A 25,907-nucleotide genomic window follows, 5' to 3' on the forward strand; every position below is an offset into this window, starting at 1 on the left:
CAATAGCCAAATCCATATGTCCTGATTCTCTTTGAATCCAAAATCAAATTCTTTACCCCGTACCCTATTAATGAGATCGCTGTGCAACTATTAGTCATTGGCTACGTTTGGCCCGAACCCAATTCTTCTGCCGCTGGCAGTCGCATGATGCAATTACTACAAAGTTTTTATCAGCAAAACTGGCACATCACTTTCGCCAGCCCAGCACAACTCAGCGACCACATGGCCGATCTAAGCGAACTTAATATCAATGTGGCGCAAATCGAACTGAATAATGACAGTTTTGATGATTTCATTAGTAAGCTACAGCCAGACATTGTCGTCTTTGATCGCTTTATGATGGAAGAACAGTTTGCTTGGCGCGTCGAAAAATGTTGCCCTGATGCATTACGTGTACTCAATACTGAAGACTTACATTCCCTGCGTCATGGCCGTCATCAGGCACTAAAAGCTGAGCGCTCTTTTGAATTAAAAGACATGTATACAGATTTAGGGGTTCGTGAAATTGCTGCCATACACCGCTGCGATCTTACTTTAATGATTTCAGAGTACGAGACTCAACTGTTAAAAAAAGCGTTCCAAGTACCAGACACTCACCTTATGTATTTACCATTCATGCTTGAAGCGCCTGCACCGAGCACATCACTCAGGCCTTTCGCAGAAAGACAGCACTTTGTCACCATAGGCAACTTTCGCCATGCGCCCAATTGGGATGCGGTATTACAGCTTAAAACTCAAATCTGGCCAAAAATTCGCCAAGCCTTACCTTCGGCCGAATTGCATATTTATGGCGCTTATCCACCGCCCAAAGCCACTCAATTGCATAACCCAAAGCAAGGCTTTCACATCAAAGGCTGGGCCGAAGATGCCAAACAAGTCATGTCTGAGGCGCGCATTTGTTTAGCGCCGATTCGCTTTGGGGCTGGCATCAAAGGCAAGTTAGTGGAAGCCATGCAAGTGGGCACACCCAGCATCACCACCAGCATAGGCGCCGAAGCCATGGCAGGGCCATTACCTTGGAACGGTGTGATTACAGACGATATGGATGAGTTTGTTGCCGCTGCAGTGTCGCTACACCAAGACCAAGCAAGCTGGCAATTGATGCAGAATAACGGCTTATCCATTCTCAGCGCACGTTATCAAAAAAACGAATGGCAAGACCAACTGATTCAGCGACTACTGAGACAAATTCAACTCAAAGAGGTGCTGAGAGACAATCACTTTTGGGGAAAAATGCTGCGACATCACAGCCTAAAAAGCACGCAATACATGTCTCAGTGGATTACACTTAAAAATCAACAAGAGACCTCTTCTGAGAAATGATACCAAGCCGTTGATAATGGCTTGTCAATTTGAACCTAAACCTTTAAACAAAACGAACCTAGTAAGGGATACTAAGACTGACTCACAAATTGGCTGGCCGCTTCACGCTCTCTCACCTTTTGCATAATGGCACGCTGACCTTCTATCGCCAAACGGCCCCATTGACTGATTTCATTGCCAGTACGATAGCAGCCAACACAAACGTCATTATCGTCAAGATAACAAACATTCACGCAAGGCGAAGGAAGCCTTTCTTGCTGAGTTGAATTTGTTGTTTGTGACTCTGTTGATGAGTTCATTAGTTTGCCTTGATATAGATAAAGTTTTACCTTCAATTTTTTAATAACAGGCGCCCGTTTATGACAGAGCGCCTTGACCCCATGGATTTTTCATGGAAGTTTAATCTTAGTACTCAGCATTATGGTAAACGCGCTGCACATCGTCTAAGTCATTTAGTAAATCAAGAAAACGTTCAAATTGCTCCACGTCTTCGCCTTGGATTTCCGTCATGTTTTGCGCTATGAATTGAATCTCATCCATATCAAATTCCATGTCACCAAAGGCCTCCGTTAGTGCTGTTTTGGCTTTTGCATATTCGGTGTTAGGTGCGAAAACGGTCACTTTACCCTCTTCCAGTTCGATGTCAGTCACGTCCACATCAGCCATCATCAAGGCTTCCAATACCGCTTCTTCATCATCACCGTTGAAGACAAAAATAGCACTGTGGTCAAACATATGACTAACACTACCTTGGCCGCCAATTTTGCACTTAACCTTATTAAAGCAAGTGCGCACATCACCAAAAGTACGGTTTGGGTTATCAGACAAACAATCCACAATCACCATGGTATTACCTGGTCCAAAGCCTTCGTAACGAGCTGTATCAAAATCTTCGCCGCCACCACCTTTCGCTTTATCAATGGCTTTATCGATAACGTGGGTTGGCACCTGGTCTTTCTTCGCACGGTCAATCAATGAACGCAAAGCTAGGTTGCCATTTGGATCAATACCACCAGACTTTGCGCAAACATAAATTTCACGACCGTATTTACTGTAAACCTTGGCTTTTTGATCAGACGTTTTTGCCATGGACTCTTTGCGATTCTGAAAGGCTCTGCCCATTACGTATTCCTATTCATTACAGATTGAAAAAAGTGATTCTAACGCTTCACCATGAAAGTGTGAACTCTTGCCCTACAAAAGCCACCACTCAACCACAAATTAGCTTGGCTGATTATTCAGCATAGAAGCAAATCTTTGATCCTTCTCTTGCCAGAGTTGATTGACCCACTGTTGAAATTTCTGTCGATATTCAGCATCGTTTTGATAGTCACCCAATAAATTCATATCAATGGGCATGGTTCGAATGTGCACCTTGATTTCAGCAACTTTACCCGACAAATATTCAAAGAAGCTTGGAATACCTTTTGGATAAACAATGGTGATATCAATCAGCTGATGTAATTTACCGTCCATTGCATTGAGAGCGAACGACAAACCGCCTGCTTTTGGTGTCAACAAATGTTTAAAAGGACTGGCTTGTTGATCATACTTAGCTTGCGTAAAGCGAGTTCCCTCTAAGAAATTCATGATAGACACGGGGAAATGTTGAAATTTCTCACAAGCCTTTCTGGTCACCTCGATGTCTTTTCCTTTTAAATCAGGTCGCTTTTTAAGTAACGCAGGGCTATATCGCTTCATGAACGGAAACTCTAACGCCCACCAAGTCAAACCAATAAAGGGCACCCAAATCAGCTCTTTCTTCAAAAAGAATTTAATGAAAGGAATGCGACGATTAAAAATCCTCTGCAGCACTAAAATATCGACCCAAGATTGATGGTTCGCCACCAGCATGTACCAATCTTTGGCCAACAAGTCTTGTTGTCCAGTAAGGGAAATCTTGCTTCGACCAAAGTAGCGCTGATTGAGATTATTCATGGCTATCCAAAAGGTCGCAATGTGATCTAACCAAAGATTCAGATGCGCTCTTACAATAGCAAATGGCAAACAGCATTTTAGTAAGGCCAAAAGCATAACCGGCAAGAAACAAAGTAAGGTATTTAATACGATCAAAGAAAAGGAAAAGACTACTCGAACAGCAGATAAATTGGGCATTATGGAGACTCTTTAGAATAATTTTTTTGCGCATAATACTAAAGCTGATAGAAGAATGGAAATCCTCATTATTTACACCTCTAGCAAGTAGCCAAGTTTCCATTAGAAACTGTATAGTAAACATACGATTAGCATATTTTTACTCGAATTAGCTTGATATAAGACACTCATCTCATATCGCAACGACTCATTTCTAGCCGAACCAGCTGGATAAAATACAGGAATTTAAGCTCGACCATGACCGCTCTTAAAGGCTTAAAGATTCGACACAAACTCTTTGCCGTTTTTGTTCTCAGTAACATCTTATTAATTGTTTCCATGTGGCAAGTCTTTCAATGGAGCTTTGACCGTGGGTTCGTTTCCTACGCAACCGAACGCGATCGTGATTTCCTTGAACAAATGGCCAACCGCACCGCTAATTTGTATATCTACTATGATGACTGGTACTTCTTAGTTCAAGAAAGCCGTATGGAAAAAGAGTGGTACAAGGCCAAATTGGAAAACCTACGCGATTTGGTACCACCACCAAGCACACCTAATTTAGATCTCATTTATCCATCACAGTACTATCGTCAGCGGTTTCTTCTATACGATCAACAACAGCACTCCATTATCGGTTCCGTTCCTTTCGCCAGTGCCGAAACACACGCTGTTAAAGTCAATGATGAGATTGTTGGTTACGTTGGTCTGCGTTCCATTCGTGAACTGGTACAAGACCAAACTCTGCGTTTCGTTAAACAACAAGGTGAGGCCTTCCTGCTGATCTCCGCCTTCATGCTCGCCATAGCCGCTATACTGACATGGCCTCTGGCACAATGGTTAAGCCGTCCTTTATGCTCAATGCGCATGGCCACCAAGAAGCTGGCAACGGGCCAATTTGATACTCGCATTGAAGTAAAAGGGACCGACGAATTGGCCGATTTGAGTTGTGACTTTAATCACCTTGCTAGCACCTTAGAAAATACGCGTGAGGCGCGTAAACGATGGGTAGCAGATACCGCTCATGAGTTACGCACGCCGGTAGCGATTTTACGTGGTGAAATTGAAGCCATGCAAGATGGTATAATCAAGATCACACCAGAAAGTTTGGCGTCATTACAGCACGAAACCATACACATTGCGCGCTTAATTGATGACCTAAACCAGCTTTCCATGCATGATATGGGCAGTTTGAACTATGATATGGAAGAAATAGAATTACAAGATATTATCGAGCAGTCGGTTCAAACAATGACACTTCCCTATAGTGAGGCGGGACTTGAAATTGCATTTGAAGATCAGGAAAACGCCCCCATTATGATGACAGGAGATGCCAATAGATTGCATCAACTGTTCTCAAATTTAATAAATAATTCACTAAAGTACACAAACGCGCCTGGCAAACTAACTGTCAGTTTATCGAAACAGGGTAAGAATGCCGTTATTCTATTTGAAGACAGCGCACCTGGCGTAAGTGATGAAGACAGAGACCGAATTTTTGAGCAATTCTATCGCATCGAAAATTCTCGTAACAGAGCTACTGGCGGCCGCGGATTGGGTCTGGCCATTTGCACCAACATAGTGGACGGTCATCAAGGTAACATCAGTGCCTACCACTCTCCTATTGGCGGGCTAGGCATAAAAATAGAACTCCCTTTAAACTGATACGGAAAGAGTAACGATATGAGCAAGATACTAATAATCGAAGATGAACCAAAGTTGGCTGAATTGATGGGCGCTTATCTGGAGCAAGCGGGTTACGAACATCATCACCTTGATCGTGGTGACATTGCTGTGAACTACGTTAAAAACAACCAAGTTGATACTATCTTGCTCGATCTTATGTTGCCAGGTCTAGATGGTGTGGAAATTTGTAAACAGGTTCGCCAATTTAGCAGCGTGCCTATCATCATGGTAACGGCCAAAGCAGAAGAAATCGACCGTCTTATCGGCCTTGAGATGGGCGCGGATGATTACGTATGCAAACCTTTCAGCCCACGTGAAATCGTCGCTCGTGTAAAAGCTAACTTACGTCGCGTTGAACTTGATCAAGAAGAATCACCACGAACTGATGGCTTTGATCTCGATGTGGATCGCCTTCGTGCTACTTACAAAGGTGAGTTAATTGATCTGACTACCGTTGAGTTCCAATTATTACAACTTTTGATCAAAGAACCAGGGCGAGTGTTTGGCCGTGACTTAATCATGAAAAGCATTTACGCCGACAGCCGAGTGGTAAGTGATCGTACCATCGACAGTCACATCAAAAAATTGCGGAAGAAGATTTCTGCTGTTGCCCCAGAACTAAATGTCATTCATTCTGTATATGGCGCAGGATACCGTTTCGAAAACAACGACTAAACCTCATCAAGTGTAAACAGTAAAAGGGAAACAAGTTGGGCAACTTTTTAGACGTATTGGCATTTTCATTTTCTATTACAATGCCAATATTTTTAATATTGGCATTGGGGGTTATTCTCTATCGATTACGCATCCTCAATGACAATTTTATCGATACGGCGTCTAAATTGGTGTTCAATGTTACCCTGCCCGCCTTACTCTTTATCAGTATTTCTAAAACCAGCTTAACCAGTGAAACCGACTTTTCACTGGTGATTTATGCCATGCTGGCAGTCATCGTTACCTATATCGCTTTAGAGCTCATTATGCCAATCTGGATCCAAGACAAATCGGAACGTGCTGTATTGGTTCAGGGGGCATTTCGCTCTAACATGGGTATCATAGGTCTGGCTTATTGTGTCAATGCATACGGCGATAACGTATTCGCCGTCGCCTCTGTGTATTTGGGAGGCGTCACTGTCTTATTCAACATATTGTCAGTAATAGGCCTGACTCGCGGACTTGGCGGCAGCACCAATTTTAAAGGCATCTTCAAAGGCATTATGAAAAATCCTTTGATCATTGCCATTGTGACCGCCTTTGTGTTTTCCATTTTCGGGCTTCACTTACCTACCACCTTGCATAAGGCCGGTGATTATTTTGCGCAAATGACCTTACCACTTGCACTCTTGTGTGCAGGCGCTTCGTTAAGTTTTAGCTCAATGCGTAAGAATTTATTGGGTGCGATATTGTCATCCTGCGGTAAACTGATCTTTATTCCTGTGGTGCTGACTTTTGGCGGCTATGTATTAGGCTATCGAGGAATGGAATTAGGAGTCCTCTTCTTAATGTCTTCCGCCCCAAGCGCATCCGCCAGCTATATTATGGTACGAGCCATGAATGGTAATGCCACCTTGGCAGCGAATATTATCGTCATCACCACCCTCGCCTCCTTGATTACCACCAGTATTGGGGTTACTTTGTTACGCAGTTTGGCACTTATCTAAAGCTCGTTATCAAACTCTGGTAAGCGCTGTGTTAACAAACCTTACTGTGAGAAAGACTTATTGATCGCCTCTTTTCAAAAGCATAAATTTTGGTTTGTCAGTCTAGCTTTGATCAGCTCAATCAGTTTATTCATCATTGTCAATAAACTTGCCTATCAATTTTTAGTGATCGAAAAGCATACTCAAGGCCAAGATAGGCTATTAGATTATGTTATTGAGCTTCGCAACGAACTAAAAGACTACCAAATACTGCCCTATGCTTTGGCCGACAATCCAACACTCTTGGCTTTCATGTCCGATCCCAATAACACTTTCATTCGGCGTCAAATGCAGCGCCAATTGGAAGATTTAAAACAAGTCTCAAAAACGCAGGATTGGTTTATCTTATCTATCCAAGGTGAAGCCATCTTGTCTAGCGATCAATCCCCCAACTTCACCTTATCCGATTATTTTCATCTTCAAAATCTAAGCCAAACCCTGCAAGAACATCAAGGGGAATACTTGCTAATTTCAGGCTATAACCCTGCTGCTTACCAATCTGCTCACTTAGCACTGGCCCCAATTTATGACAGCGCAGGCAATCTATCGGGGGCAATAGCCATTAAAATTGATGTTAGTGACTTGATTGAACGTTGGAACCTACTGGACGATTTGGTCTTTATGACAGACCAAAATAATCTGGTGTTTGTCGCCAACAAACTCAATCGAATCATTACCAGTGACTGGTTAAGCAAACAAAGGACTGTAGAGTTTTTTGACCAAACCCAAGCTAAAACCTACCGATTCAACCGACAAGATTACCTATTACAAGAAGTACTATTAGACGATCTTCAGTGGCAAATCCATTACTTGTCAAGCCTGGATAGCATTAAAAAACGGGCACGGGATTTGGCTTGGATCAGTTTAGGCGCTTTTGCCTTGCTGTTTTTATTTTGGTTATATCGCCGCGAGCGATCCTTAAAAATCGCCTCTGAACTTGAAAATCAAACTCTGATTGCCAATAGCGCTTTGCAACAGAGGCTGTTGATTGAAAATACCCATGTTGGCCTGTTGTTGTTAACCTCTGGCGGAAAGGTGACCTTTGTAAACCCAATGGGAAAACGTTATTTTGGTGAAGACGCTCAACTGATTTCTTATAACCTCTTAGACTTCCTTCCCGACACCAATGAAAACCAACGTGCTCGCCAGTTCCTTTCTTCTTTACCTCACCATGATTACCAAGCAAAAGCAGACTTTCTGGAACAAGAAGTGATGTTAGTGAAACACAATGGAGACACCTTTCCAGCCCTGCTCTCAGTATTACCTTTACAATGGCATCATGAGATTGGTTATCTCGTAACATTATTAAACATCAGCAAGCGTAAGTTGGCTGAATTGAAATTACTGGAAGCCAATGCTCAGTTGGAAGACCGCGTGCTGGAACGCACTAAAGCCTTAGAACAAGCACAACAAGAACTGTTACGTACTGAAAAGTTAGCCGCCATCGGGCAGATGTCTACCGCCATCGCCCATGAACTTAATCAACCTTTGACAGGCATTCGCACCCTTACCTATACCGCAGAACTCTTATTAAAACGTCAAGATTCGGCACAAGCGTTAAAAGTGGTAACCGATTTGGAATCCTTGGTGGCCAGAATGCAAACCCTTACCAGCGAATTAAAGGTTTTCGCTTATCGACGCCCAGAACAACTCGTTGCCACATCAATTAAAGACTGTTTTAACAAGGCTATTGATCGACTTGGAGAGGAAGCAAAACACCTAGATTACCGAATACAAATAACAGAATGTGATGCAGTTTTGGCCGAGCCCAGCCGTTTAGAACAGATTTTCAGTAATCTCATCAGCAACAGCATTCAAGCTTGCGCAGAAACTGACATCAAACCCATCATCTCGCTGCGCAGTGACCCCCTTGGGGAACAAATTCTGATAGAATTCAAAGACAATGGCCCAGGCATAGAAAAAGAGCAATTGACACATATCTTCGAACCTTTTTTTACCACCAAACCCATTGGCAAAGGTCTGGGATTGGGCATGGCCATCAGCGCTAATTTGGCAAAAGACATGAATGGCAAGCTACAAGCCAATTATAATAATCAAGCTGAACTGGTGTTCACTTTAGTGTTACAAAAGGCATGACATGCAAACGGATACCCAAACAATAGAAATTTGGTTACTGGATGATGATCACATTGTCCGCTCAACCACAGCTCAATGGTTGAGACTATCGGACTATGAGGTAAGAGAGTTCCAAGACGCACGTACCTTACTCAGCCAATTTCATGCCGACTTGCCTTGCATTATTGTCAGTGATATTCGCATGACGCCTATGGACGGATTAACACTCATGGCAGAGTGTTTATTACAAGACTCTAACTTGCCCTTCATACTGATCACAGGCCACGGCGATGTAGACACTGCAGTAAGCGCTCTTCGCGAAGGCGCGTTCGACTTCTTAGAAAAACCCTTTGATCCACACCGCCTCATTCAAACGGCAGAGAAAGCCATTCAAACTCGTAAAACTCAACTACAACTTGCCAATCAAAGCCAATATTTGGGTGATCTGCATGGTCTAGAGGAAACCATCATTGGCCAAGATGAGCAAATGGTTCGAGTACGCCAGCAGATTCAAACCTTCTCCAACATAGATGCTCATGTCATCGTCTATGGCAAAACGGGCTGTGGAAAAGAGCTGGTTGCCAAAGCCTTACACGACGCCAGCCCTCGTAAAGACAAACCATTTGTCGCCATTAATTGTGCCGCCATTCCAAGCGATTTATTTGAAAGTGAATTATTTGGTCATGAAGCCGGCGCTTTTACCAGTGCCCACAAACAACGTATAGGTAAACTTGAGCTAGCCAGCGAAGGGACTTTGTTTTTGGATGAAATTGAAAGCATGCCCGTGCCCATGCAAATTAAGCTGTTACGTGTTTTGCAAGAAAACCAATTGGAACGCATTGGCAGTAATCAAACCATTCACATCAACCTCAGGGTGGTTGCTGCTGCAAAAAAAGACTTACAAAATATGGTCGATTTTCGCCAAGATTTATTCTTCCGCCTTAATGTATCGCAAATTCATCTGCCTGAATTACGCCATCGCGGTGCTGATATTCCCCTCTTGTTTGAGCACTTTTGTCGACACGCGATTGAAGAAAGAGGCGGAGAGTTTACACCCCTTAGTCCAATTGATTTAGAAACACTGACATTATATGGCTGGCCTGGAAACGTTCGTGAACTGCGTAATGTGGCGTTACGTTATGCTCTAGAAGCCAACACCAGTGTGGCTAAAATTCTCGCAGGCTATCAAGCGCAAGAACAAGTTAACACACAAAGCCCTCTGCCTCTGAGTGTAAAGGTTCAAGAATACGAACGCAGCTTAATAGACGCCTGCTTACGACAACAAAAAGGCAACATTCAGCACGTTCTAGAACAGTTGCAACTGCCCAGACGAACACTCAATCAAAAAATGCAAAAATATGGCCTTAATCGCGGCGATTATTTGGATTAACGTCAAACCATAATCAGGGCGTTTGGTCTCAATTAAAAAGGCTCATTCTCTCACAGGAACCTTGACCTCATTTGTCCCACCTCTCGCCTTATGATGGAAAAATATCAACTCTGACGAATTAATTTATATTTTTTAATGAGAATCACTTGCATTAATAGCAAAAACATTCTTTAATGATAACCATTATCAGATCAAAGAAAAAACAGAGGCTAGGTTGATGCAAATGCAAATCCACATGCTAGACATTTATGACAACCAAGGACAGGTTCGTGAATCTGTCGAGGCTGCCTTATCTGGTCATAAGCAAGCCCATGCTTTGCTACCTAATTTGCATTTGCTCAATCAGCATATCCATGCCAAACAAAACATGTCGATTCATGAAGTGGCGCAAGCAGGATTGTATTTTTCTTTTTTGGGCCACAAGGCTATCCGTTCAGTACAAGACATAGAGTCAGTACAAATACATTACCAAGCCAGTCCATTAAGTGGCGAATTCAGCATGCAAAAAGATCAACAACAAAGTATGTTGCAGATGCGCATTGCACCAAGCTTATTGGCAGCCGTTTTAGGTGAGACAGAAGAACAAGTCATTCATCATTTTTCGTTAATGCAAAAAACATTAGCAGACAATGGTGCGCCAATTGCGTTGCCTATGACGAATAAAATAGAACAAATACTCAAACCAGTATTGGCTCATAAAGGCAATTCAATCAGTCTAGCTGGACAGATTTATGGGGTAATTTTTACTCTCATTGAACAACTGCAAATGCTCAATCATTTATCCCGCTGTGAAGACTGTCAGAGCAAGTTGTTTCACGCACAAAACCTAATTGAAGCACAAGAACATGACAAACTTTCTATTACTAGCCTTGCACAACAGGTTGGCTTAAACAACGAAGCCCTCACTATCGGTTTTTATTTAATTGTAGGGCAATCAATTGAAAGCTATTGCATGCAAAGCAAGATAAAATATGCCGCGGCGAGATTAAGGGAAGACCCTTCAGCAAAATCTCATATCGTCGCAGAGAGTGGCTTTTCAGAAGCTCAATTTGAAGCGGCTTTTATTAAACATTTTGGCGTGAGCAGTCAGCATTACGGCCAAATTCATTAAGTTACAGGAAAAAAGTTAACCATGGCGCAAGCATCAATAGCCCTGATTTACGGTACAGACACAAACAACACAGAAGAAGTTGGTCACAAAATAGCAAAGCAATGGGAAGAATTGGGTGAACAAGTCGATATCTTCAACATCAAAGATATTGAATTAGGTCAATTGGAAGAATATAACACCCTGATAATGGGGATCCCAACTTGGGACTTTGGTGGCATTCAGTCTGATTGGGAAGACATTGGCGACAACCTATCAGAATTGTCTTTAGAAAACACCACCATTGCTTTGTATGGTTTAGGAGACCAGTTTGGCTACGGTGATTATTTTGTGGATGCAATGGGCTGGTTGTATGAAAAATTACTGCCAACCCAAGCCACTTTCATTGGCCAGTGGCCAACAGAAGGTTATGAGTTTGAAGCATCCCGTGCTTGTATCGAAAATAAAGAAAATTTCATTGGTCTTGCCATAGACGAAGACCAACAATTTGAACTCACTGACGAACGCATTGAGCAGTGGGTTATCCAGCTTTACGCTGAAAGAGCTGTGGAGGCCGCATAATAACCACTGACTGGCCATTGTTCTAAGTAAACGACTCAAATTTGGATTCCCACACATTCGCTGCCCCGAATGCCCAAATTTTACTTAGCAACAATGAGGTTATTATACGACTTGCTCTTGATTGCGTAAAGAACGTGGCTACCTCTCCTTTCTCTCCTGCTTGGAGGTAGCCACGTATCCCTTTGTCAATCTTCACCTTAACTAAATAATTTTATCCTACAACTGACCTTAAGCATTCGAAACCTTGATCTACTGATATTACCTTACCACCCGCATTTGGTTATCATGAGGCGAATGTGAGGAATATTATGAACCTACAACTGTCTGATATTATTATTGCCCTGATACTTTTTAGCTTAGCCTATGCATGGTGGCGCAACATCGCCATTCGCGAACAGGCAACCAAAGCGGCAAAACAGCATTGTCAGTCACTTCATCTTCAGTTATTAGATGAAAGCGTGGCAGGTATTAGTTGGCATCCTTGCTTATACCAAGGCACACCTGCAATCAAACGTGCCTATAAATTCGAGTTCAGTTCATCTGGCATGGCGAGATACACTGGCACCATTACCTTCATAGGGAAACATCAAGCTAACATCTGGCTTAGTCCCCATGATATTTAAGTAAATTAAGTTTTATCAAAAGTATGGATTTCGTAGCAAATCGTTAATTCTCAAAGAAAAGCCAATGAAACTTACCTATACTATTTGCAATGCAATTTTCCCGCTTAAAAAGCACTTAATATGATTGCATTCATAGTAAATCGCGCAATAATATAACTGGTTACTTTTGTTCACATTTGTATGAAATGATCTAACAGAATCATATGGCATCAAACTCTGACAAAAGTGATGAATTAATCTAACGGATTATTTCAAATGATAAATAATAATAAATGCAGGATTTCATATGTTGGCAAATCTAAGTTTTCGCACCAAGTTACTTTCTCTCTTGATAGCAGCAGTTCTTGGCTTTGTGGTAGTAACAGCCGTCGCAATGCAGGGATTAAGCGTACAAGAAAACTCCTCATCTCAATTTGACAGACTGACTACAGTCGATAAAGATCTTTCCTCATTAACCATTATATTGATGGAAGAATACGAATCACTTTCCAGTATTGACGATACCAGTTTCGAGACCTTCGTTACTAAGCTAGATAACAACTACAATAATTTCACTGAGATCCTCAATAAGGATCAAGATTTATTGCAAGATGCTGAAGCCAAAGAACATTTGAACACCATTACTAATTCCTTGGAGAATTACAACTCGTCACTCAAGCAGTTGGTGATTCAAAAGCAAAAAGTAGGTTTTAACGGTTCTTCGGGCTTTAAAGGTAAAATTTCTTCTTTGGGCGAGCAAGTCACTGAAGAAATTGCTTTCTTAAGTCTAGTAAAACAAGAGTTTTTACCCGTACGAGAAGCAGAAAAAAATTATATTTTTGAACCTATTGAAGCGAATAAACAATCCTTTATGGAACGCTTCGAAAAATTTAACAAGCGAGTGGTTAATTTTGGTTTAGAAGAGCGTTTTGGTGAATCAATCAACCAATATCTGACCGCGGTACAGAACTTTGATAACGAAAACAAAGTACTGAGTCAGCTACAAAATCAATTTGAAACAGCGAAAACAGAATTCAGCGATACCCGTTTAACGGCAGCCAATTACATGCAACAAGCGGTTACTGAAGCTCGTCAACAAGCGTCTGCAAGCTCACAACAGGCCAGCATCAGTCTGATTATTGTTAGTATTGTTGTCACCCTTATTGCCGCTTTGATGATAGCCAGTATCGGCCGCAGCGTGAACAAAACCCTAAAACAAATCATCAGTGATCTTAGCAAGGTAAAAAACGGTGATTTGACTGCGCGTTTGTTGGTAAACAGCAAACGCAATGATGAATTCGACTCCTTATGTGGCTCGGTCAATGAAATGACAACGGGCTTAGGCTCTGTTATTGGCGACGTGGTCAGCACCACTCGTGGCGTCAGTAACATGGTCACTGAACTTAATACTTCCGTATCAAACATTGCTCAAAGCAACCGTTCGGTAAGTGAACAAACGAACTCACTAGCGACAGCGACGGAAGAAATCTCAACGACTATCTCCAGTATCTCTCATACGACAGAAGACTTAAGTTCTCAGTCACAAAATACCTATGAGTCTGCCAAAGTTGGTGCGGAGACCATCAAGGGTGCTTTGTCTAACCTATCTACGACGATCGAAGTGGTTAACAAAACCAGCACTCAATTGAATGAGTTGGGAAAACTTTCAAAAGACATTGATAATGTCATCGCCATGATCAATGATTTGGCGAATCAGACGAACTTACTAGCATTGAACGCTGCGATAGAGGCGGCCCGTGCTGGTGAAGCGGGTCGTGGTTTCTCGGTAGTTGCTGACGAAGTACGCTCCTTGGCAGAAAAAACCGTGGACGCCACCGCGAAAATCACAGACATTGTCAGCACCATTCAATCTTCAACACAGAATGCCATCGAGACGATGCAAAACGGTCAAGAGAACCTGCATGCTATTGAAGAGTTCAGTGAAAAAGCCGAGTTAGCCATTCGCGAAATTGAGCAAAATGCTCAAACCAGCTCGTCTTCATCTGTGGATATGGCGCGTTCTATTCAAGAAGTTGCGAAAACGGCCATCCACATGAGTGAAGAGATGGACAAGATTGCACAACAGCTGCAGCGAGATAATAACAACATCAATAATATTGAGGGGAATACCCGAGATATTCATAATCAAGTATCGAGCTTGGACGACAAGACCAGCACCTTTACCACACATTAAAAATCAAGCTCTACTTTTTATTAGCACCAAAAAAGCCGGCATTTGCCGGCTTTTCTAGTCAGTAGAGCCAAAATATTAAAGCGCTGCGTACTCTTTTTCCCAACGCTTCGCTTCTTTCTTGGAAGGACTACCCAAAGCGTTTACTGCTGTGCGCATGCGAGCCCGGGAAATATCTGACCCTAAAATCGCCATAGCATCAAACACGGAAACAGACGCTGTGCTTCCAGAAATAGCCACAAACAAAGGGGCAAAGAAATCTTTTGGTTTGATTTCCATAGCTTGCGCCAAAGACTTCATCTCGGTAAAGATGTTGTCTTTTTCCCATTTACTTAACGCCTCTAGACGCCATAAGGCAAACTGCATAGCTTTGCGTAGGGTTTCTTCTTCCATCTTGATGCTGGCAAAATCTTCTTTGGTTAGCGGCAGTAGACCTTTTAAGAAGAATCCCGCGACATCCGCTACATCAGAGAAAGTTTCTACACGAGGCATGACCAAAGGCAGAATCTTCATTAGGTATTCCGGGTTCAACGCCCATTCAACGTATTTCTGAGCAAAGCTTTCTGGCGTGAGATTTTCACGAATCCACATACCGTTCAACCAGCTTAACTTCTCAACGTCAAATACCGGACCACCAAGTGAGACACGCTGAATGTCAAAATGCTCAATCATTTCATCTAAAGAGAATTTTTCACGCTCGTCTGGCATAGACCAGCCCATACGGCCAAGGTAGTTGATAACCGCTTCCGCCATATAGCCCATACGCTGATAATACAGAATACTGGTCGGGTTTTTGCGTTTAGACAACTTCGACTTGTCTGGGTTACGCAACAAAGGCATATGACATAAGGTTGGCATGTCCCAACCAAAGTATTGGTACAACAAAATGTGTTTAGGTGCAGAGTTAATCCACTCCTCACCACGAATAACATGGGTGATCTTCATCAAATGATCATCTACCACATTGGCAAGGTGGTAAGTTGGCATGCCATCGGCTTTCAACAAGACTTGCATATCCACTTGCGCCCAATCGATTTCAATGGTGCCACGCAACATATCTTGCACCACACACACACCTTCTTCTGGCACCTTCATGCGAATAACATAAGGAACGCCAGCATCCAATTTGGCTTGCACTTCTGCTGCGCTTAGTTTCAATGCACGACCATCGTATTTTTGCGCTAAGCCTTGCTCTTTTTGCTCAGCACGCATTTGGTCCAATTCTTCAGGTGTTTCAAAAGCATAAAAAGCATGGCCTTTTTCAACCAACTCTCGTGCGTATTGGCCGTAGATATCACCGCGTTCGCTCTGACGATAAGGACCGTATTCACCACCCACATCAGGACCTTCTGCCCAATCTAACCCCAACCAACGCAACGCATCCAGAATCATCTGTTCTGATTCTGGCGTACTACGAGTTTGATCCGTGTCTTCAATACGCAAAATAAACTTGCCGCCCATTTTACGTGCAAAAGCCATATTAAAAAGTGCAATGTAGGCCGTTCCAACGTGAGGATCACCAGTTGGAGACGGAGCAATACGAGTTCTTACCTCAGACATAAATTTCTCAATTATCCGCTTGCTGAAAAATGTGCCTATTATAAGCATCTCCCTTTCGTTGAGTAAGGGGCTGCGGGCATCTTTTCCAAGCTTGTCTTATTTTTCTTGAGGTTAAGCGTGCTTTGAGTGTACAAGTGGCCAGTAAACAGGGTTTAAGTTCCGACAAAAAATTGCAGCTGATTTTCACCCTGAGCAAAATCACCGAACACCATAGCCAATTACAACAAGTGCTCCCCTCTGATAGCAATCAAGGGTTACAAGAGTTTGTTGCAAACATTAAAAACAGTGTCGAACATGACACCTTAAGTCAGCGGGACCCTGACAATTTATTTCAAGAAGCCAGTCAGATTATTAACCAGTTATTTGCCTTTATTAATAATCGCTTAAATCAGTTAAAAGAAACTCTTCATTGATACTGAAACTTAAGTTTCGAGAGTCGAAAACCGAGCGACACGTCGGTTTTCAACGTCACTAGGGAGCGGGACAGAATACATTGTTCATAATTGCCTGCTAACTGCTTTTGAATTCGTTCAGGAAACTGAGATTGTTGCGCGTAAATGGCTTCTATGGTGTTGGCTTGCGCCAAAATAGTCAGCGCCGTTTTCGGACCAATCCCTTTCACACCAGGAATGCGGTTAGTGGTATCGCCTACTAAGGCCCAATAATCCACTAACTGTTCCGCTTCAACACCGTATTTCCCTGGCACCCAAGATTTGTCATAACCCAGCCTAGCAAAATAATCATATTGCAATATGTAGTCGTCTGACAGTAATTGAGTAAAACCTTTGTCAGTTGACACTATGTAGGCTTTCATCTGATTTCGAGCGGCTTTAACCGCAAGCGTTGCAATCAGATCATCGGCTTCCCAACCATCCATGCGCAAACAGGGAAAATGGTTATAACGAAACACCCGAGCAAAATCTTCCAAGGCGTCTAACAAGGTATCGTCCATCGGCACTCGGCCCAGTTTGTATTCTGGATAGACCTGATGGCGCCAAGTTTTTCCACTCGAATCAAACACCACCACAGCGTAATCAGGTAGGAACTGTTTAGCCAATTTGATGAGGGCATCGATGGAGATACTCTGGGTTCTTTCGATTCGTCTTTGCGCATCGTGTTCAGACTCTAAGGCCGCATACAAACGACGAATCAGGTTTAAACCGTCAATAATAAGTAATGTTTTCGCCACACAAATACCCTATATTTTCAAAATTCCTCGGTATGCTTATAGGGTAACATGACAAAATAAACATCACGATCTAACCACAAGAATTAAAAAGGACAGTCTTATGCAAACGACCCAAAAAATGCTGACAGGACTTATTCTGAGCGCCATCTATCAACCACTGCTGGCAGACCCTATTGCAGCTGTTATTGGTTTAAACAGCAGCCAAATTGTGGAAGATAATAAGCAACTTAGTCTCACACCCGTTACAGGTAGCCTATTTCCACTTAGCGCCGACTTTCGCCCCTTAAGCTATCAAGATCAATCGACCCAAAGCCCGTGGTTTAAACAAATTCAACACAAGGTTCGAGTAGAGCACAAACAAAGAGAACTCAGCTTTACTGGCAAACTGATAGAAGTCGACCCAGCGCAACAGCAGTTTACCTTGCAACTGGTCAATCGCGCCCTTCACTTACCTATGCAAGATTTCTATCTGCTGCCACTAGAACAACAGCCTCTTTCTCAGAACAATATTGAGGTACCAGTGAGTTACCAAACAGAGCAATTGTCTTGGTTACCTCAACTCAGTCTGATTTTTAATGGCGATAAGGTCACCATTGCCCAACAAGCCTTATTGCAAAATCATTCCAACCAACCACTGATGATACACAATGGCTTATTGCATTATTCCCATCAACAATCCGTGCCTCAACTTAAAATGGAACGCACCATGACCCTAATGGATTCTACGGCACCTAAAGTCACTTACCAGGACAATGAGGCGAGCTTTAAGCTTACCGACAAGATTGAAATCGCACCTTATGGTAAATTGCTTTATCCCCTGCCAAGCAGCGAATTACCAATCAAGCGTCACCAACACATCGCCCAACAGTTCACTCACGCAGGCCAAAATGGCAGCCTTCCTCTGAACTTCAATCATCAGCTTAGCTTTACCCTCAATCAAGACAGCATGCCGGGCACCTACAAAACATTTTGGCAACGGGATGGATTGCTAATACCGGCTGACTCTGCCTCATTTAACACCCTGCGTAAGGGACAAGACGTGCAAGTCATTACCAATAAAAGTCAGGCCATCAGTGGTGAACTCAGGTTAGTCAGCGCATCCTCGAAGCAATTGCCCAGCCGTCAAGTGTGGCGTTTAACCGTAAAAAATCATGATCAAAAGAGCGCAGAGTTTGCGTTAACGCAGTCCACCAATGGTGTACTAGAAGTGGTTCAAGCCAATGGCCTCAAACAAGTATCTGCCAATAGCGTGTTGATCTCAGGAAAGCTCAAACCAAGCCAAGAAAAAATTATCAATTACACGCTTCAGGTGAATAAATAATCAATGTGATTAAGCTTTACAGGACAAGGAAGTCGACTAAACTCAAATGCTTGCTATAAGTTTCCACATTAGAAGCCTATTCAAAGCATTTCGTTATGATATGGTCAGTAGTCATAATAGATATAGCGAAAATGGCACTGCAACCAGACCCAAAGTTACGCTAGTATTATAACTAAATTTCATACTATGAGCCTACAGAAATCTATGAAAAAGCATATTATCTCATCTTTGATCACGGCGGCCATACTTTCTAGTACTGCCGTGCAAGCCGAAAGTATTTACGAAGTTTATAAACTGGCAAAACAAAATGATCCAGGTCTTAGAGCGGCAGCGGCCACTTATCAGGCTCAAAAAGAAGGTGTTACCGTTACTAAAGGCAACCTTTACCCGCAAATCAGTTTCAGCGGTAGCCTTGGTTACACAAAAGTAGACAGCCCTTCTGTGGAATACAACAACGACTCTAATACTTTAGCATTGGAATTGAACTACCCTATTTACTCACCAGCGCTTGGCTACGCAGTAGACGCCGTTGAATTGAGTTCACAAAGTGCAGGGGTTAGCTATGAAAACTCAGAAGAAGATTTGGCGCTGACCACCTTGAACGAATACTTCAACTTATTAATCGCTCAGTCTACTTTACAAACTACCGAAGCCTTGGTGAAAAGTACTGCCAGTCAGCTTGACCGTGCCAAAAAACAATACGAAGTGGGTTTGGCCTCCATTACAGATCTACAAGATGCTCAGGCCGAATACGATTCAGTACGTGTCACCGAACTAAGCGCTCGTTCTAGTGTCGCCTATGCGCAAAAAGCCTTGTATCAGAGAACAGGACGGGTCATAGAAAGCATCCCAACCTTATCCGCTGATTACCCTATTAAGCTGGATCCCAATATGACAGTGGAAAGCTTAATCAATAAAGCACGAAAAGATAACAAAGAGCTGCAGATTCTCAGTCTCTCGGTTGACAGTGCAGAAAACAACATCAACATCCAAAAAGCCAATGGCCGCTCGCCAACGGTTGCCATCACAGGTTCTTTATCTCGTACAGACAATGACTACAGCATCACCTCTGACTCTTTAGCAAGTGGCGCCACAAACACTTCCGCTGTCTCACTCGGCGTCAGCATTCCATTGTACAGTGGTGGTGCAATCAATGCCTCAGTTCGTCAAGCCACAGCAGAAGCGGAATCGGCCGTTGAGCAAAAAGCCAGTACACTGCAGTCTATTGAGTTAAACATCCGCAGCTTGTACCTTGATTTGCAAACCGCTGTTGCACAGATCGCTGCGCAGCAGCAATTAATACGCTCACGTCAAAGTGCCTTAGAGGCGACTCAAGCTGGCTATGATGTAGGCACACGTAATTTGGTTGAGCTCTTAGCAGCGCAGTCTAACCTATATGATGCGCAAAACACCTACGAACAATATCGTTACAACTTTGTACTAAAACAACTTAGCTTGCTAGAAGCCACAGGTGATCTTACAGAAAGCAAGATTAAAGAATTGGATAAGTGGTTAGTGGCGAAGAGCTAACCCCTTTTCATAATAGGTTCAAAAAAGCGCAACATGATGTCATGTTGCGCTTTTTTATTTGTGTCTCGACTCAATTTAAACCACTAACGACTGATCAACTTTTCACGCTGAGTAAAGCGCGTTAACACTTTATACAAACCATGAGCATCACGACTGCCTGCCAACTCACGAATCGAATGCATGCCAAAGGTAGGCAAACCGATATCAATGGTTGGCACACCAATTTCACCCGACGTAATCGGGCCAATGGTGCTGCCACAACCCATGTCACTGCGCACCACGAAAGTTTGAACATCATAATCTTCTTGCGCCGCAACATCACGATAGACACTGGCCGTTTCACTGTTCGTTGCGTAGCGCTGATTGGCATTCACTTTAATCACAGCACCTTTATTGATGGCTGGCGCATGATGATTGTCATGACGGTTGGCATAGTTAGGATGCAAGGCATGGGCGTTATCCGCGGACACCAACATAGAACGCTGCACCGCCTGCACAAACTGCTCTGGATTCGGCGTTAAGCGACGTAATACATCGTCTAAGAAAGGCCCATTAGCACCACAAGCCGATAAACTACCTATCTCTTCGTGGTCAGTACAAATCAATAAGCTTGGACATTCGTGATTGGAACTCAATAAGGCTTGCAGACCCACGTAACAACTCAATAGATTATCCAATCTGGCGGAACAAATGTATTCCTTGTGCAAACCCACCAAGGCGGCCGGTTGCGTGTCATAAAGGCTTAACTCAAAATCTAAAATCTGCTCTATCGCTAGCTCTTCATACTGCTTGTGCAATTGCCCTAATAGCATTTGCTTAAGATCAAACTCATTATCCGCACCACAAAGAATGGGCAAAATCTCTTCTTGAGGATTAACAGAAAAACCTTCATTCACTTTACGATTTAGGTGAATCGCCAGATTAGGCACCACAGCAATCGGCTCTTTAAAGTCGATTAAACGGCTTTCAATATCGCCAGATCGGGTTTTAAAGGTGACACGACCAGCAATCGATAAATCACGGTCCAACCAAGTATGCAGTAATACACCACCGTATACTTCAACGCCAAGCTGATGGTAGCCAAAACGATCCACATGAGCATTGGGTTTTAGCTTCAAACAAGGACTGTCCGTATGCGCGCCGATCATGCGCCAACCTGTCTGGCTAACATCCAAAGTCGGTGTGGTAAAAGCAATTAAGGAAGATTCATTACGGGTAACAAAATAGTTACCCCCCTCTTCAATCACCCAATTATCTTCTTCAAAGAGCTCTTCATAGCCTGCTGCGAGTAACGCCGAGCGCATGCTATCAGTAGCATGAAAGGGGGTTGGTGACGCTTGTAAGAAGGACAACAAGGTGTCATTAAATTTTGAATATTCCATATTTTTCCATAAGCAAAATGTGACAAAAGTGACTTTTTCACACTTAAGCTGGCCTTACAGCTCAGTGTCTAATATGATTTTAACAATGATGTACTAAATAAACAGAGAGACACGACACCGGATGAACTTAAAACGCCTCATGCTTTGCCTGGTAACAGGCTATATATTTGCCGTCTCCCCGGTATCCGCTTATCAAGAGTTACAACCACCTCATGAATACGATGACGTTTCACGAGAATTGGTTGAAATGCTCGAAGGCATTCATTACAACCGCCCTCATATTGACGACGCCATCTCAACGATGGCCTTCGATTACTACATCGATGCCCTAGACCCAACCAAGAGTTTCTTTCTACAAAGTGACATAGACGAATTAGAACAATACCGTTATCAATTCGATGACGCCCTTCGTGATGGCGACACTCAGGTGGCCTACACCATTTATAATCTCTACCTGAAACGCCTTGAAAAACGTTTACAAGACTTGCAAGCTAATTTGCCTGACATGGTGAAAAACTTCAATTATGAAATTGATGAAAGTTTAAATAATGACCCAGATAATCAACATTGGGCAAAGAGCATGGCGGAATTGGACGACTATTGGCGTAAGCGCTTAAAAAACCGCGCTTTGATTCTGAAAATGAATGGCGAAGATTCCGATAAAATTGTTTCTGTTTTAGAACGTCGCTACAAAAATCAATTAAAACAGGTGGATCAAACGGATGCCGTAGACGTCTTCCAGACCTTTGCCAATGCGGTTACGGCCGCTCTCGATCCACATACCACTTACTTTGCTCCGCGCGCTTCAGAAACCTTTAACATCAACATGAGTTTGTCTCTAGAAGGCATAGGTGCGGTGTTGCAAATGGACGATGATTACACCAAAGTCGTGCGTTTGGTACCAGGTGGCCCTGCGGCAACACAAAGTGAGCTGGCTCCCAATGATCGAATCATCGCCGTTGGTCAAGAAGATGGCCCTATGGTGGACGTAGTGGGCATGCGTTTAGACGACGTAGTAAACATGATTCGTGGCGAACGTGACACCACAGTGCGCTTGGAGATAACCCCCAGTAAAGGCAATACCCAAGCCAGCAAAGTCATCGACATTGTCCGTAAAAAAGTCAAACTGGAAGATCAATCAGCGAAAAAAGAAATTGTAGAAGTAGAACGTGGTGGCGAAACCTACAAAGTTGGTGTCATTACTCTGCCTACTTTCTACTCTGACTTTGCTGCCATTCAAGCGGGAGAAAAAGACTATAAGAGCTCTACCCGCGATACCAAAAAGCTGATTGAAGAACTGCGTAAAGAAGACATTTCTGCGCTGATCTTGGATTTACGTAATAACGGTGGAGGCTCATTACAAGAAGCCAACGCCTTAGCAGGCCTCTTTATCCCTTCTGGCCCAACCGTGCAAATACGTGACCAAAGCGGTCGTGTCACCCCACTTGGCGATTCGGACCCTAGCATTACCTACAGTGGTCCCATGGCAGTATTGGTGAATCGCATGAGTGCTTCAGCATCAGAAATCGTCGCTGGCGCTTTGCAGGATTACGGACGGGCTTTAATCCTTGGCGATCAGACCTTTGGCAAAGGCACAGTGCAAGTATTGCAAGAAATGGAAGAAGGCCAGCTAAAAGTCACACAAGCCAAGTTCTACCGAGTATCAGGTGAAAGTACACAACACAAAGGCGTCATGCCTGACATCATGTTCCCTTCTTTGATCGATAAAGAATCGGTTGGTGAAAGCGCACTGGACAATCCGTTAGCTTGGGATAAAATCCACGAAACACGCTACCCTGTGTACTGGAATATGCCAGCTTATTTGCCTATTTTGACACCACGTCATGAGGACAGAATGGCAAAAGATCCCAATTTCATTGCCATTAACACGCAAATTACGGATTTTAAAGAGCAAGTGGAAAAATACAAAATCATCTCTTTACAAGAAAGTAAGCGCGAACAACTCAGAGCAGAAAACGACCAACGAGATTTGGATCGAGAAAACACACGCCGCAAGGCGTTGGGTTTAGAGACCTTGGCTTCAGTAGACGACATTGAACCCATTGCAGAAGACACTTACGCCAAGGAAGCGTCTGAAATTCTGCTCGACTTTATTGCCACCAATCAAATGGCGCAAAAACAAGCCGAAAAACAAACCGCTCAAAAATAATCTATTCTAACCGATTGGGCACACGTTATCGGCTTGTGCCCTGCTTTGATGTAAGACTGACATTCCCATGGCAAAAGCGTCCACAGACCGTAATACCATAGACTTGTTTGGTAAACCTACCGGCCGTCCCAGAACCAACGTTCTATCTCGTAAAGATCAACTCAAACACAACAAACGGGCTCAGCGCCAAAAAGAAAAAGCACTTGGCATGAAACGTCTAGAAGTCGTGGTTGAACAAGACACCTTAGAATTACTGGATCAATTATGTGAAATGACAGGACTCAAACGCGCTGAATGGTTAACACAACAGATTCAATCCAGTGCCAAAAAGCTGAAAAAGCGTCCGCTAAACCCCACTAAATAGGCTCTTCAAGAAAAGCCGCCATTACCAATAGACTTTTGCTATACTGTCCGGCCATTTAATTCGATCGCACACGGCTTTATGGCAAAACTCTATTTTTATTACTCAGCAATGAATGCGGGCAAATCCACTATCCTTCTTCAATCGGCGCACAACTATCAAGAGCGTGGCATGCAGGTTCTGCTGCTTACCGCTTCCATTGATGACCGCTTTGAAACAGGCAAAATTGCCTCTCGCATCGGTATTTCAGCACCAGCCAGTCTGTTTGATAAAACGACCCCCATCGCCGAGCTGATTCAGTCTGAGAACAATAAAGATGCTCTCAGCTGTATTCTCATCGACGAAGCGCAATTCTTAACCAAAAAACAAGTTTATGAATTATCCGAAATTGTCGATAAAATAGGCATTCCGGTTTTAGCCTTTGGCATTCGCACCGACTTCCAAGGGGAACTGTTTGAAGGCAGCCAAGCCCTACTCGCTTGGTCTGACAAACTGATCGAATTAAAAACCGTATGTCACTGTGGTAGTAAAGCCACTATGGTAATTCGCGTTAATGAGCAAGGAATTCCTGTAAAGGAAGGCGCTCAGGTAGAAATTGGCGGCAACGATCGCTATTTATCTGTGTGCAGAAAACACTTTAAAGAAGCTGTGAGAGATTGATTATGTGGTTTAAAAATGCCCAAATATTCCAACTAAGTGACACGGAGTCATTGGATACCAATGAGCTGATTAAAAAAATACCTGAGTTTCCATTACAAGAATGCGGCTCTCAGGAAGAATTTTCCTTCGGCTGGCTGCCACTGATTCGTAACAGTGAACAATGGAGCTTGGCAAGCGACCGCTGTCTCTTGTTTCGTGCTGGGAAAGAAGAAAAAGTCTTACCTACTGCCGTGGTGCGCGAAGAACTGGAAGCCAAAGTGGCGGAAATCGAACTGATCGAAGGTCGCAAAGTCGGTCGTAAAGAACAAGGCGACATGAAGGACGAATTGGTTTTCTCTTTGCGCCCAAAAGCCTTTTCGAAACGTTCTGATATTTGGGCCTATATTGATTTAAAAGCCAACATTCTGGTGCTGAATAGTACCAATGCAGGCATGACAGAATTGCTGTTTAAACATTTGCAAACCACCCTTGGCAGCTTCCCAATGACCCCTTTGCAGGCACAAGTGTCACCCGCTAGTCTAATGACAGACTGGTTGACCAAAAATGACGTACCAGCCAGCCTAGAAACCGGTGAAGAATGTGAAATCCAAGACAGTTCAGAAGACAAAGCCAGCATTCGCTTTAAGGCTTTAGAACCACTTTCTGAAGACGTGACTCGTCACCTTGAGCAAGGTATGTCGGTGAAGAATTTGGCCCTACGCTGGACAGACAAAATGAGCTTTGTACTGCACGATGATCTTACCTTACGTAAGGTCAAATTTGACGATGCATTAAAAGAAGCCGCTTTCAACGATTCGCAAGGTGGTGGCCTATCGGATATGGACGCCAACTTCTCTTTAATGTCCTTGACCATGAGAGAGTTTTTTGAGTCCTTTTGCCACTGGTTTGAGATCAAATAGCCAGTCTCAAACTCAAGTGTCGTCTTATTCCCCAAGCCTTTTCCACAGATTGCGTGGATAAGCTTGGGGAGAAAGCTCGGCAAACCAGATAAGCTGGTATTGCG

23 protein-coding genes are annotated in these 25,907 nt (G+C 43.3%); 17 read left to right on the forward strand and 6 right to left on the reverse strand.

Annotated features, from left to right (window positions below; translation table 11 throughout):
* The first annotated feature begins 81 nt into the window (after positions 1-81).
* The gene (locus tag ACXAH2_RS03395) at positions 82-1,323 is read left to right on the forward strand and encodes a glycosyltransferase family 4 protein (protein ID WP_475076705.1); all 1,242 of its coding nucleotides are present in this window, start codon (positions 82-84) and stop codon (positions 1,321-1,323) included.
* A gap of 71 nt (positions 1,324-1,394) precedes the next feature.
* On the opposite strand, the gene ACXAH2_RS03400 is transcribed toward ACXAH2_RS03395, so the two are convergent.
* The 3 genes from ACXAH2_RS03400 to ACXAH2_RS03410 form a co-directional block, all read right to left on the reverse strand.
* Entirely contained in the window at positions 1,395-1,622 is a 228-nt protein-coding gene (locus ACXAH2_RS03400) for a DUF1289 domain-containing protein (protein ID WP_475076707.1), read from the reverse strand.
* Positions 1,623-1,728: 106 nt separating this feature from the next.
* Positions 1,729-2,445 carry a YebC/PmpR family DNA-binding transcriptional regulator gene (locus tag ACXAH2_RS03405; RefSeq protein WP_475076708.1) on the reverse strand — a complete coding sequence of 239 codons (717 nt, stop codon included), beginning with the start codon at positions 2,443-2,445 and terminating at the stop codon, positions 1,729-1,731.
* A 99-nt stretch (positions 2,446-2,544) separates the two neighbouring features.
* On the reverse strand, positions 2,545-3,438 hold the full coding sequence (locus tag ACXAH2_RS03410) for an acyltransferase (protein WP_475076710.1): 894 nt from the start codon (positions 3,436-3,438) through the stop codon (positions 2,545-2,547).
* Positions 3,439-3,675: 237 nt separating this feature from the next.
* Here ACXAH2_RS03410 and ACXAH2_RS03415 point away from each other — a divergent pair, with 237 nt between their 5' ends.
* The 9 genes from ACXAH2_RS03415 to ACXAH2_RS03455 all read left to right on the forward strand — a co-directional run bounded on the left by ACXAH2_RS03415 (position 3,676) and on the right by ACXAH2_RS03455 (position 14,734).
* Entirely contained in the window at positions 3,676-5,082 is a 1,407-nt protein-coding gene (locus ACXAH2_RS03415; protein ID WP_475076712.1) for an ATP-binding protein, read from the forward strand.
* Between the two features lie 18 nt (positions 5,083-5,100).
* Positions 5,101-5,778, forward strand: coding sequence for a response regulator (locus tag ACXAH2_RS03420; RefSeq protein WP_475076713.1), 678 nt, complete (start codon positions 5,101-5,103; stop codon positions 5,776-5,778).
* 35 nt (positions 5,779-5,813) lie between these two features.
* The gene (locus ACXAH2_RS03425; RefSeq protein ID WP_475076715.1) at positions 5,814-6,764 is read left to right on the forward strand and encodes an AEC family transporter; all 951 of its coding nucleotides are present in this window, start codon (positions 5,814-5,816) and stop codon (positions 6,762-6,764) included.
* 60 nt (positions 6,765-6,824) lie between these two features.
* Positions 6,825-8,900, forward strand: a complete 2,076-nt coding sequence (locus ACXAH2_RS03430; RefSeq protein ID WP_475076717.1) for an ATP-binding protein — start codon at positions 6,825-6,827, stop codon at positions 8,898-8,900.
* Position 8,901: 1 nt separating this feature from the next.
* Positions 8,902-10,269, forward strand: a complete 1,368-nt coding sequence (locus tag ACXAH2_RS03435) for a sigma-54-dependent transcriptional regulator (protein ID WP_475076718.1) — start codon at positions 8,902-8,904, stop codon at positions 10,267-10,269.
* Positions 10,270-10,486: 217 nt separating this feature from the next.
* A complete protein-coding gene (locus ACXAH2_RS03440) occupies positions 10,487-11,380 on the forward strand; it encodes a helix-turn-helix transcriptional regulator (RefSeq protein ID WP_475076719.1) in 894 nt (297 codons plus the stop codon).
* 21 nt (positions 11,381-11,401) lie between these two features.
* The gene (locus ACXAH2_RS03445) at positions 11,402-11,938 is read left to right on the forward strand and encodes a flavodoxin (protein WP_475076721.1); all 537 of its coding nucleotides are present in this window, start codon (positions 11,402-11,404) and stop codon (positions 11,936-11,938) included.
* Positions 11,939-12,246: 308 nt separating this feature from the next.
* A complete protein-coding gene (locus ACXAH2_RS03450; protein WP_475076722.1) occupies positions 12,247-12,561 on the forward strand; it encodes a DUF3301 domain-containing protein in 315 nt (104 codons plus the stop codon).
* A gap of 286 nt (positions 12,562-12,847) precedes the next feature.
* Positions 12,848-14,734, forward strand: a complete 1,887-nt coding sequence (locus ACXAH2_RS03455; RefSeq protein WP_475076724.1) for a methyl-accepting chemotaxis protein — start codon at positions 12,848-12,850, stop codon at positions 14,732-14,734.
* 75 nt (positions 14,735-14,809) lie between these two features.
* Here ACXAH2_RS03455 and gltX read toward each other — a convergent pair whose 3' ends face one another.
* Entirely contained in the window at positions 14,810-16,291 is a 1,482-nt protein-coding gene (gene gltX / locus ACXAH2_RS03460) for a glutamate--tRNA ligase (RefSeq protein ID WP_475076725.1), read from the reverse strand.
* Between the two features lie 122 nt (positions 16,292-16,413).
* Between gltX and ACXAH2_RS03465 the strand changes: the two genes are divergently transcribed.
* Complete coding sequence (locus tag ACXAH2_RS03465; RefSeq protein WP_475076726.1) at positions 16,414-16,704, forward strand: hypothetical protein; 291 nt, start codon at positions 16,414-16,416, stop codon at positions 16,702-16,704.
* On the opposite strand, the gene xni is transcribed toward ACXAH2_RS03465, so the two are convergent.
* Entirely contained in the window at positions 16,698-17,480 is a 783-nt protein-coding gene (gene xni, locus ACXAH2_RS03470) for a flap endonuclease Xni (protein WP_475076728.1), read from the reverse strand. The two genes, ACXAH2_RS03465 and xni, sit on opposite strands and share 7 nt — an antisense overlap.
* Positions 17,481-17,580: 100 nt before the next feature.
* Here xni and ACXAH2_RS03475 point away from each other — a divergent pair, with 100 nt between their 5' ends.
* A complete protein-coding gene (locus ACXAH2_RS03475; protein ID WP_475076729.1) occupies positions 17,581-18,801 on the forward strand; it encodes a hypothetical protein in 1,221 nt (406 codons plus the stop codon).
* A gap of 204 nt (positions 18,802-19,005) precedes the next feature.
* Positions 19,006-20,331 carry a TolC family outer membrane protein gene (locus ACXAH2_RS03480; RefSeq protein ID WP_475076730.1) on the forward strand — a complete coding sequence of 442 codons (1,326 nt, stop codon included), beginning with the start codon at positions 19,006-19,008 and terminating at the stop codon, positions 20,329-20,331.
* Positions 20,332-20,414: 83 nt separating this feature from the next.
* Here the strand turns inward: ACXAH2_RS03480 and ACXAH2_RS03485 are convergent, their stop codons facing one another.
* A complete protein-coding gene (locus ACXAH2_RS03485) occupies positions 20,415-21,713 on the reverse strand; it encodes a M18 family aminopeptidase (protein WP_475076732.1) in 1,299 nt (432 codons plus the stop codon).
* A 121-nt stretch (positions 21,714-21,834) separates the two neighbouring features.
* On the opposite strand from ACXAH2_RS03485, the gene ACXAH2_RS03490 reads away from it, so the two are divergent.
* The 4 genes from ACXAH2_RS03490 to ACXAH2_RS03505 all read left to right on the forward strand — a co-directional run bounded on the left by ACXAH2_RS03490 (position 21,835) and on the right by ACXAH2_RS03505 (position 25,803).
* The gene (locus tag ACXAH2_RS03490) at positions 21,835-23,883 is read left to right on the forward strand and encodes a carboxy terminal-processing peptidase (RefSeq protein WP_475076733.1); all 2,049 of its coding nucleotides are present in this window, start codon (positions 21,835-21,837) and stop codon (positions 23,881-23,883) included.
* Positions 23,884-23,950: 67 nt separating this feature from the next.
* Positions 23,951-24,247 carry a LexA regulated protein gene (ybfE, locus tag ACXAH2_RS03495; protein ID WP_475076735.1) on the forward strand — a complete coding sequence of 99 codons (297 nt, stop codon included), beginning with the start codon at positions 23,951-23,953 and terminating at the stop codon, positions 24,245-24,247.
* Between the two features lie 78 nt (positions 24,248-24,325).
* Positions 24,326-24,904, forward strand: coding sequence for a thymidine kinase (locus tag ACXAH2_RS03500; RefSeq protein WP_475076736.1), 579 nt, complete (start codon positions 24,326-24,328; stop codon positions 24,902-24,904).
* Between the two features lie 2 nt (positions 24,905-24,906).
* Positions 24,907-25,803, forward strand: a complete 897-nt coding sequence (locus tag ACXAH2_RS03505; RefSeq protein WP_475076738.1) for a recombination-associated protein RdgC — start codon at positions 24,907-24,909, stop codon at positions 25,801-25,803.
* Positions 25,804-25,907: the final 104 nt, after the last annotated feature.

The sequence above is a fragment of the Marinomonas sp. ABL3_031 genome, from assembly GCF_056161265.1.

What these genes read in the sequence shown, in the direction of transcription:
- ACXAH2_RS03480 (WP_475076730.1), top strand. Translation starts at nt 19,006, where the DNA reads ATGAAAAAGCATATTATCTCATCTTTGATCACGGCGGCCATACTTTCT.
- ACXAH2_RS03400 (WP_475076707.1), bottom strand. Translation starts at nt 1,622, where the DNA reads ATGAACTCATCAACAGAGTCACAAACAACAAATTCAACTCAGCAAGAA.
- ACXAH2_RS03490 (WP_475076733.1), top strand. Translation starts at nt 21,835, where the DNA reads ATGAACTTAAAACGCCTCATGCTTTGCCTGGTAACAGGCTATATATTT.
- ACXAH2_RS03415 (WP_475076712.1), top strand. Translation starts at nt 3,676, where the DNA reads ATGACCGCTCTTAAAGGCTTAAAGATTCGACACAAACTCTTTGCCGTT.
- ybfE (WP_475076735.1), top strand. Translation starts at nt 23,951, where the DNA reads ATGGCAAAAGCGTCCACAGACCGTAATACCATAGACTTGTTTGGTAAA.
- ACXAH2_RS03475 (WP_475076729.1), top strand. Translation starts at nt 17,581, where the DNA reads ATGCAAACGACCCAAAAAATGCTGACAGGACTTATTCTGAGCGCCATC.
- ACXAH2_RS03500 (WP_475076736.1), top strand. Translation starts at nt 24,326, where the DNA reads ATGGCAAAACTCTATTTTTATTACTCAGCAATGAATGCGGGCAAATCC.
- ACXAH2_RS03445 (WP_475076721.1), top strand. Translation starts at nt 11,402, where the DNA reads ATGGCGCAAGCATCAATAGCCCTGATTTACGGTACAGACACAAACAAC.
- ACXAH2_RS03435 (WP_475076718.1), top strand. Translation starts at nt 8,902, where the DNA reads ATGCAAACGGATACCCAAACAATAGAAATTTGGTTACTGGATGATGAT.
- ACXAH2_RS03405 (WP_475076708.1), bottom strand. Translation starts at nt 2,445, where the DNA reads ATGGGCAGAGCCTTTCAGAATCGCAAAGAGTCCATGGCAAAAACGTCT.
- ACXAH2_RS03440 (WP_475076719.1), top strand. Translation starts at nt 10,487, where the DNA reads ATGCAAATGCAAATCCACATGCTAGACATTTATGACAACCAAGGACAG.
- gltX (WP_475076725.1), bottom strand. Translation starts at nt 16,291, where the DNA reads ATGTCTGAGGTAAGAACTCGTATTGCTCCGTCTCCAACTGGTGATCCT.
- ACXAH2_RS03455 (WP_475076724.1), top strand. Translation starts at nt 12,848, where the DNA reads ATGTTGGCAAATCTAAGTTTTCGCACCAAGTTACTTTCTCTCTTGATA.
- ACXAH2_RS03485 (WP_475076732.1), bottom strand. Translation starts at nt 21,713, where the DNA reads ATGGAATATTCAAAATTTAATGACACCTTGTTGTCCTTCTTACAAGCG.
- ACXAH2_RS03410 (WP_475076710.1), bottom strand. Translation starts at nt 3,438, where the DNA reads ATGCCCAATTTATCTGCTGTTCGAGTAGTCTTTTCCTTTTCTTTGATC.
- ACXAH2_RS03420 (WP_475076713.1), top strand. Translation starts at nt 5,101, where the DNA reads ATGAGCAAGATACTAATAATCGAAGATGAACCAAAGTTGGCTGAATTG.
- ACXAH2_RS03505 (WP_475076738.1), top strand. Translation starts at nt 24,907, where the DNA reads ATGTGGTTTAAAAATGCCCAAATATTCCAACTAAGTGACACGGAGTCA.
- ACXAH2_RS03450 (WP_475076722.1), top strand. Translation starts at nt 12,247, where the DNA reads ATGAACCTACAACTGTCTGATATTATTATTGCCCTGATACTTTTTAGC.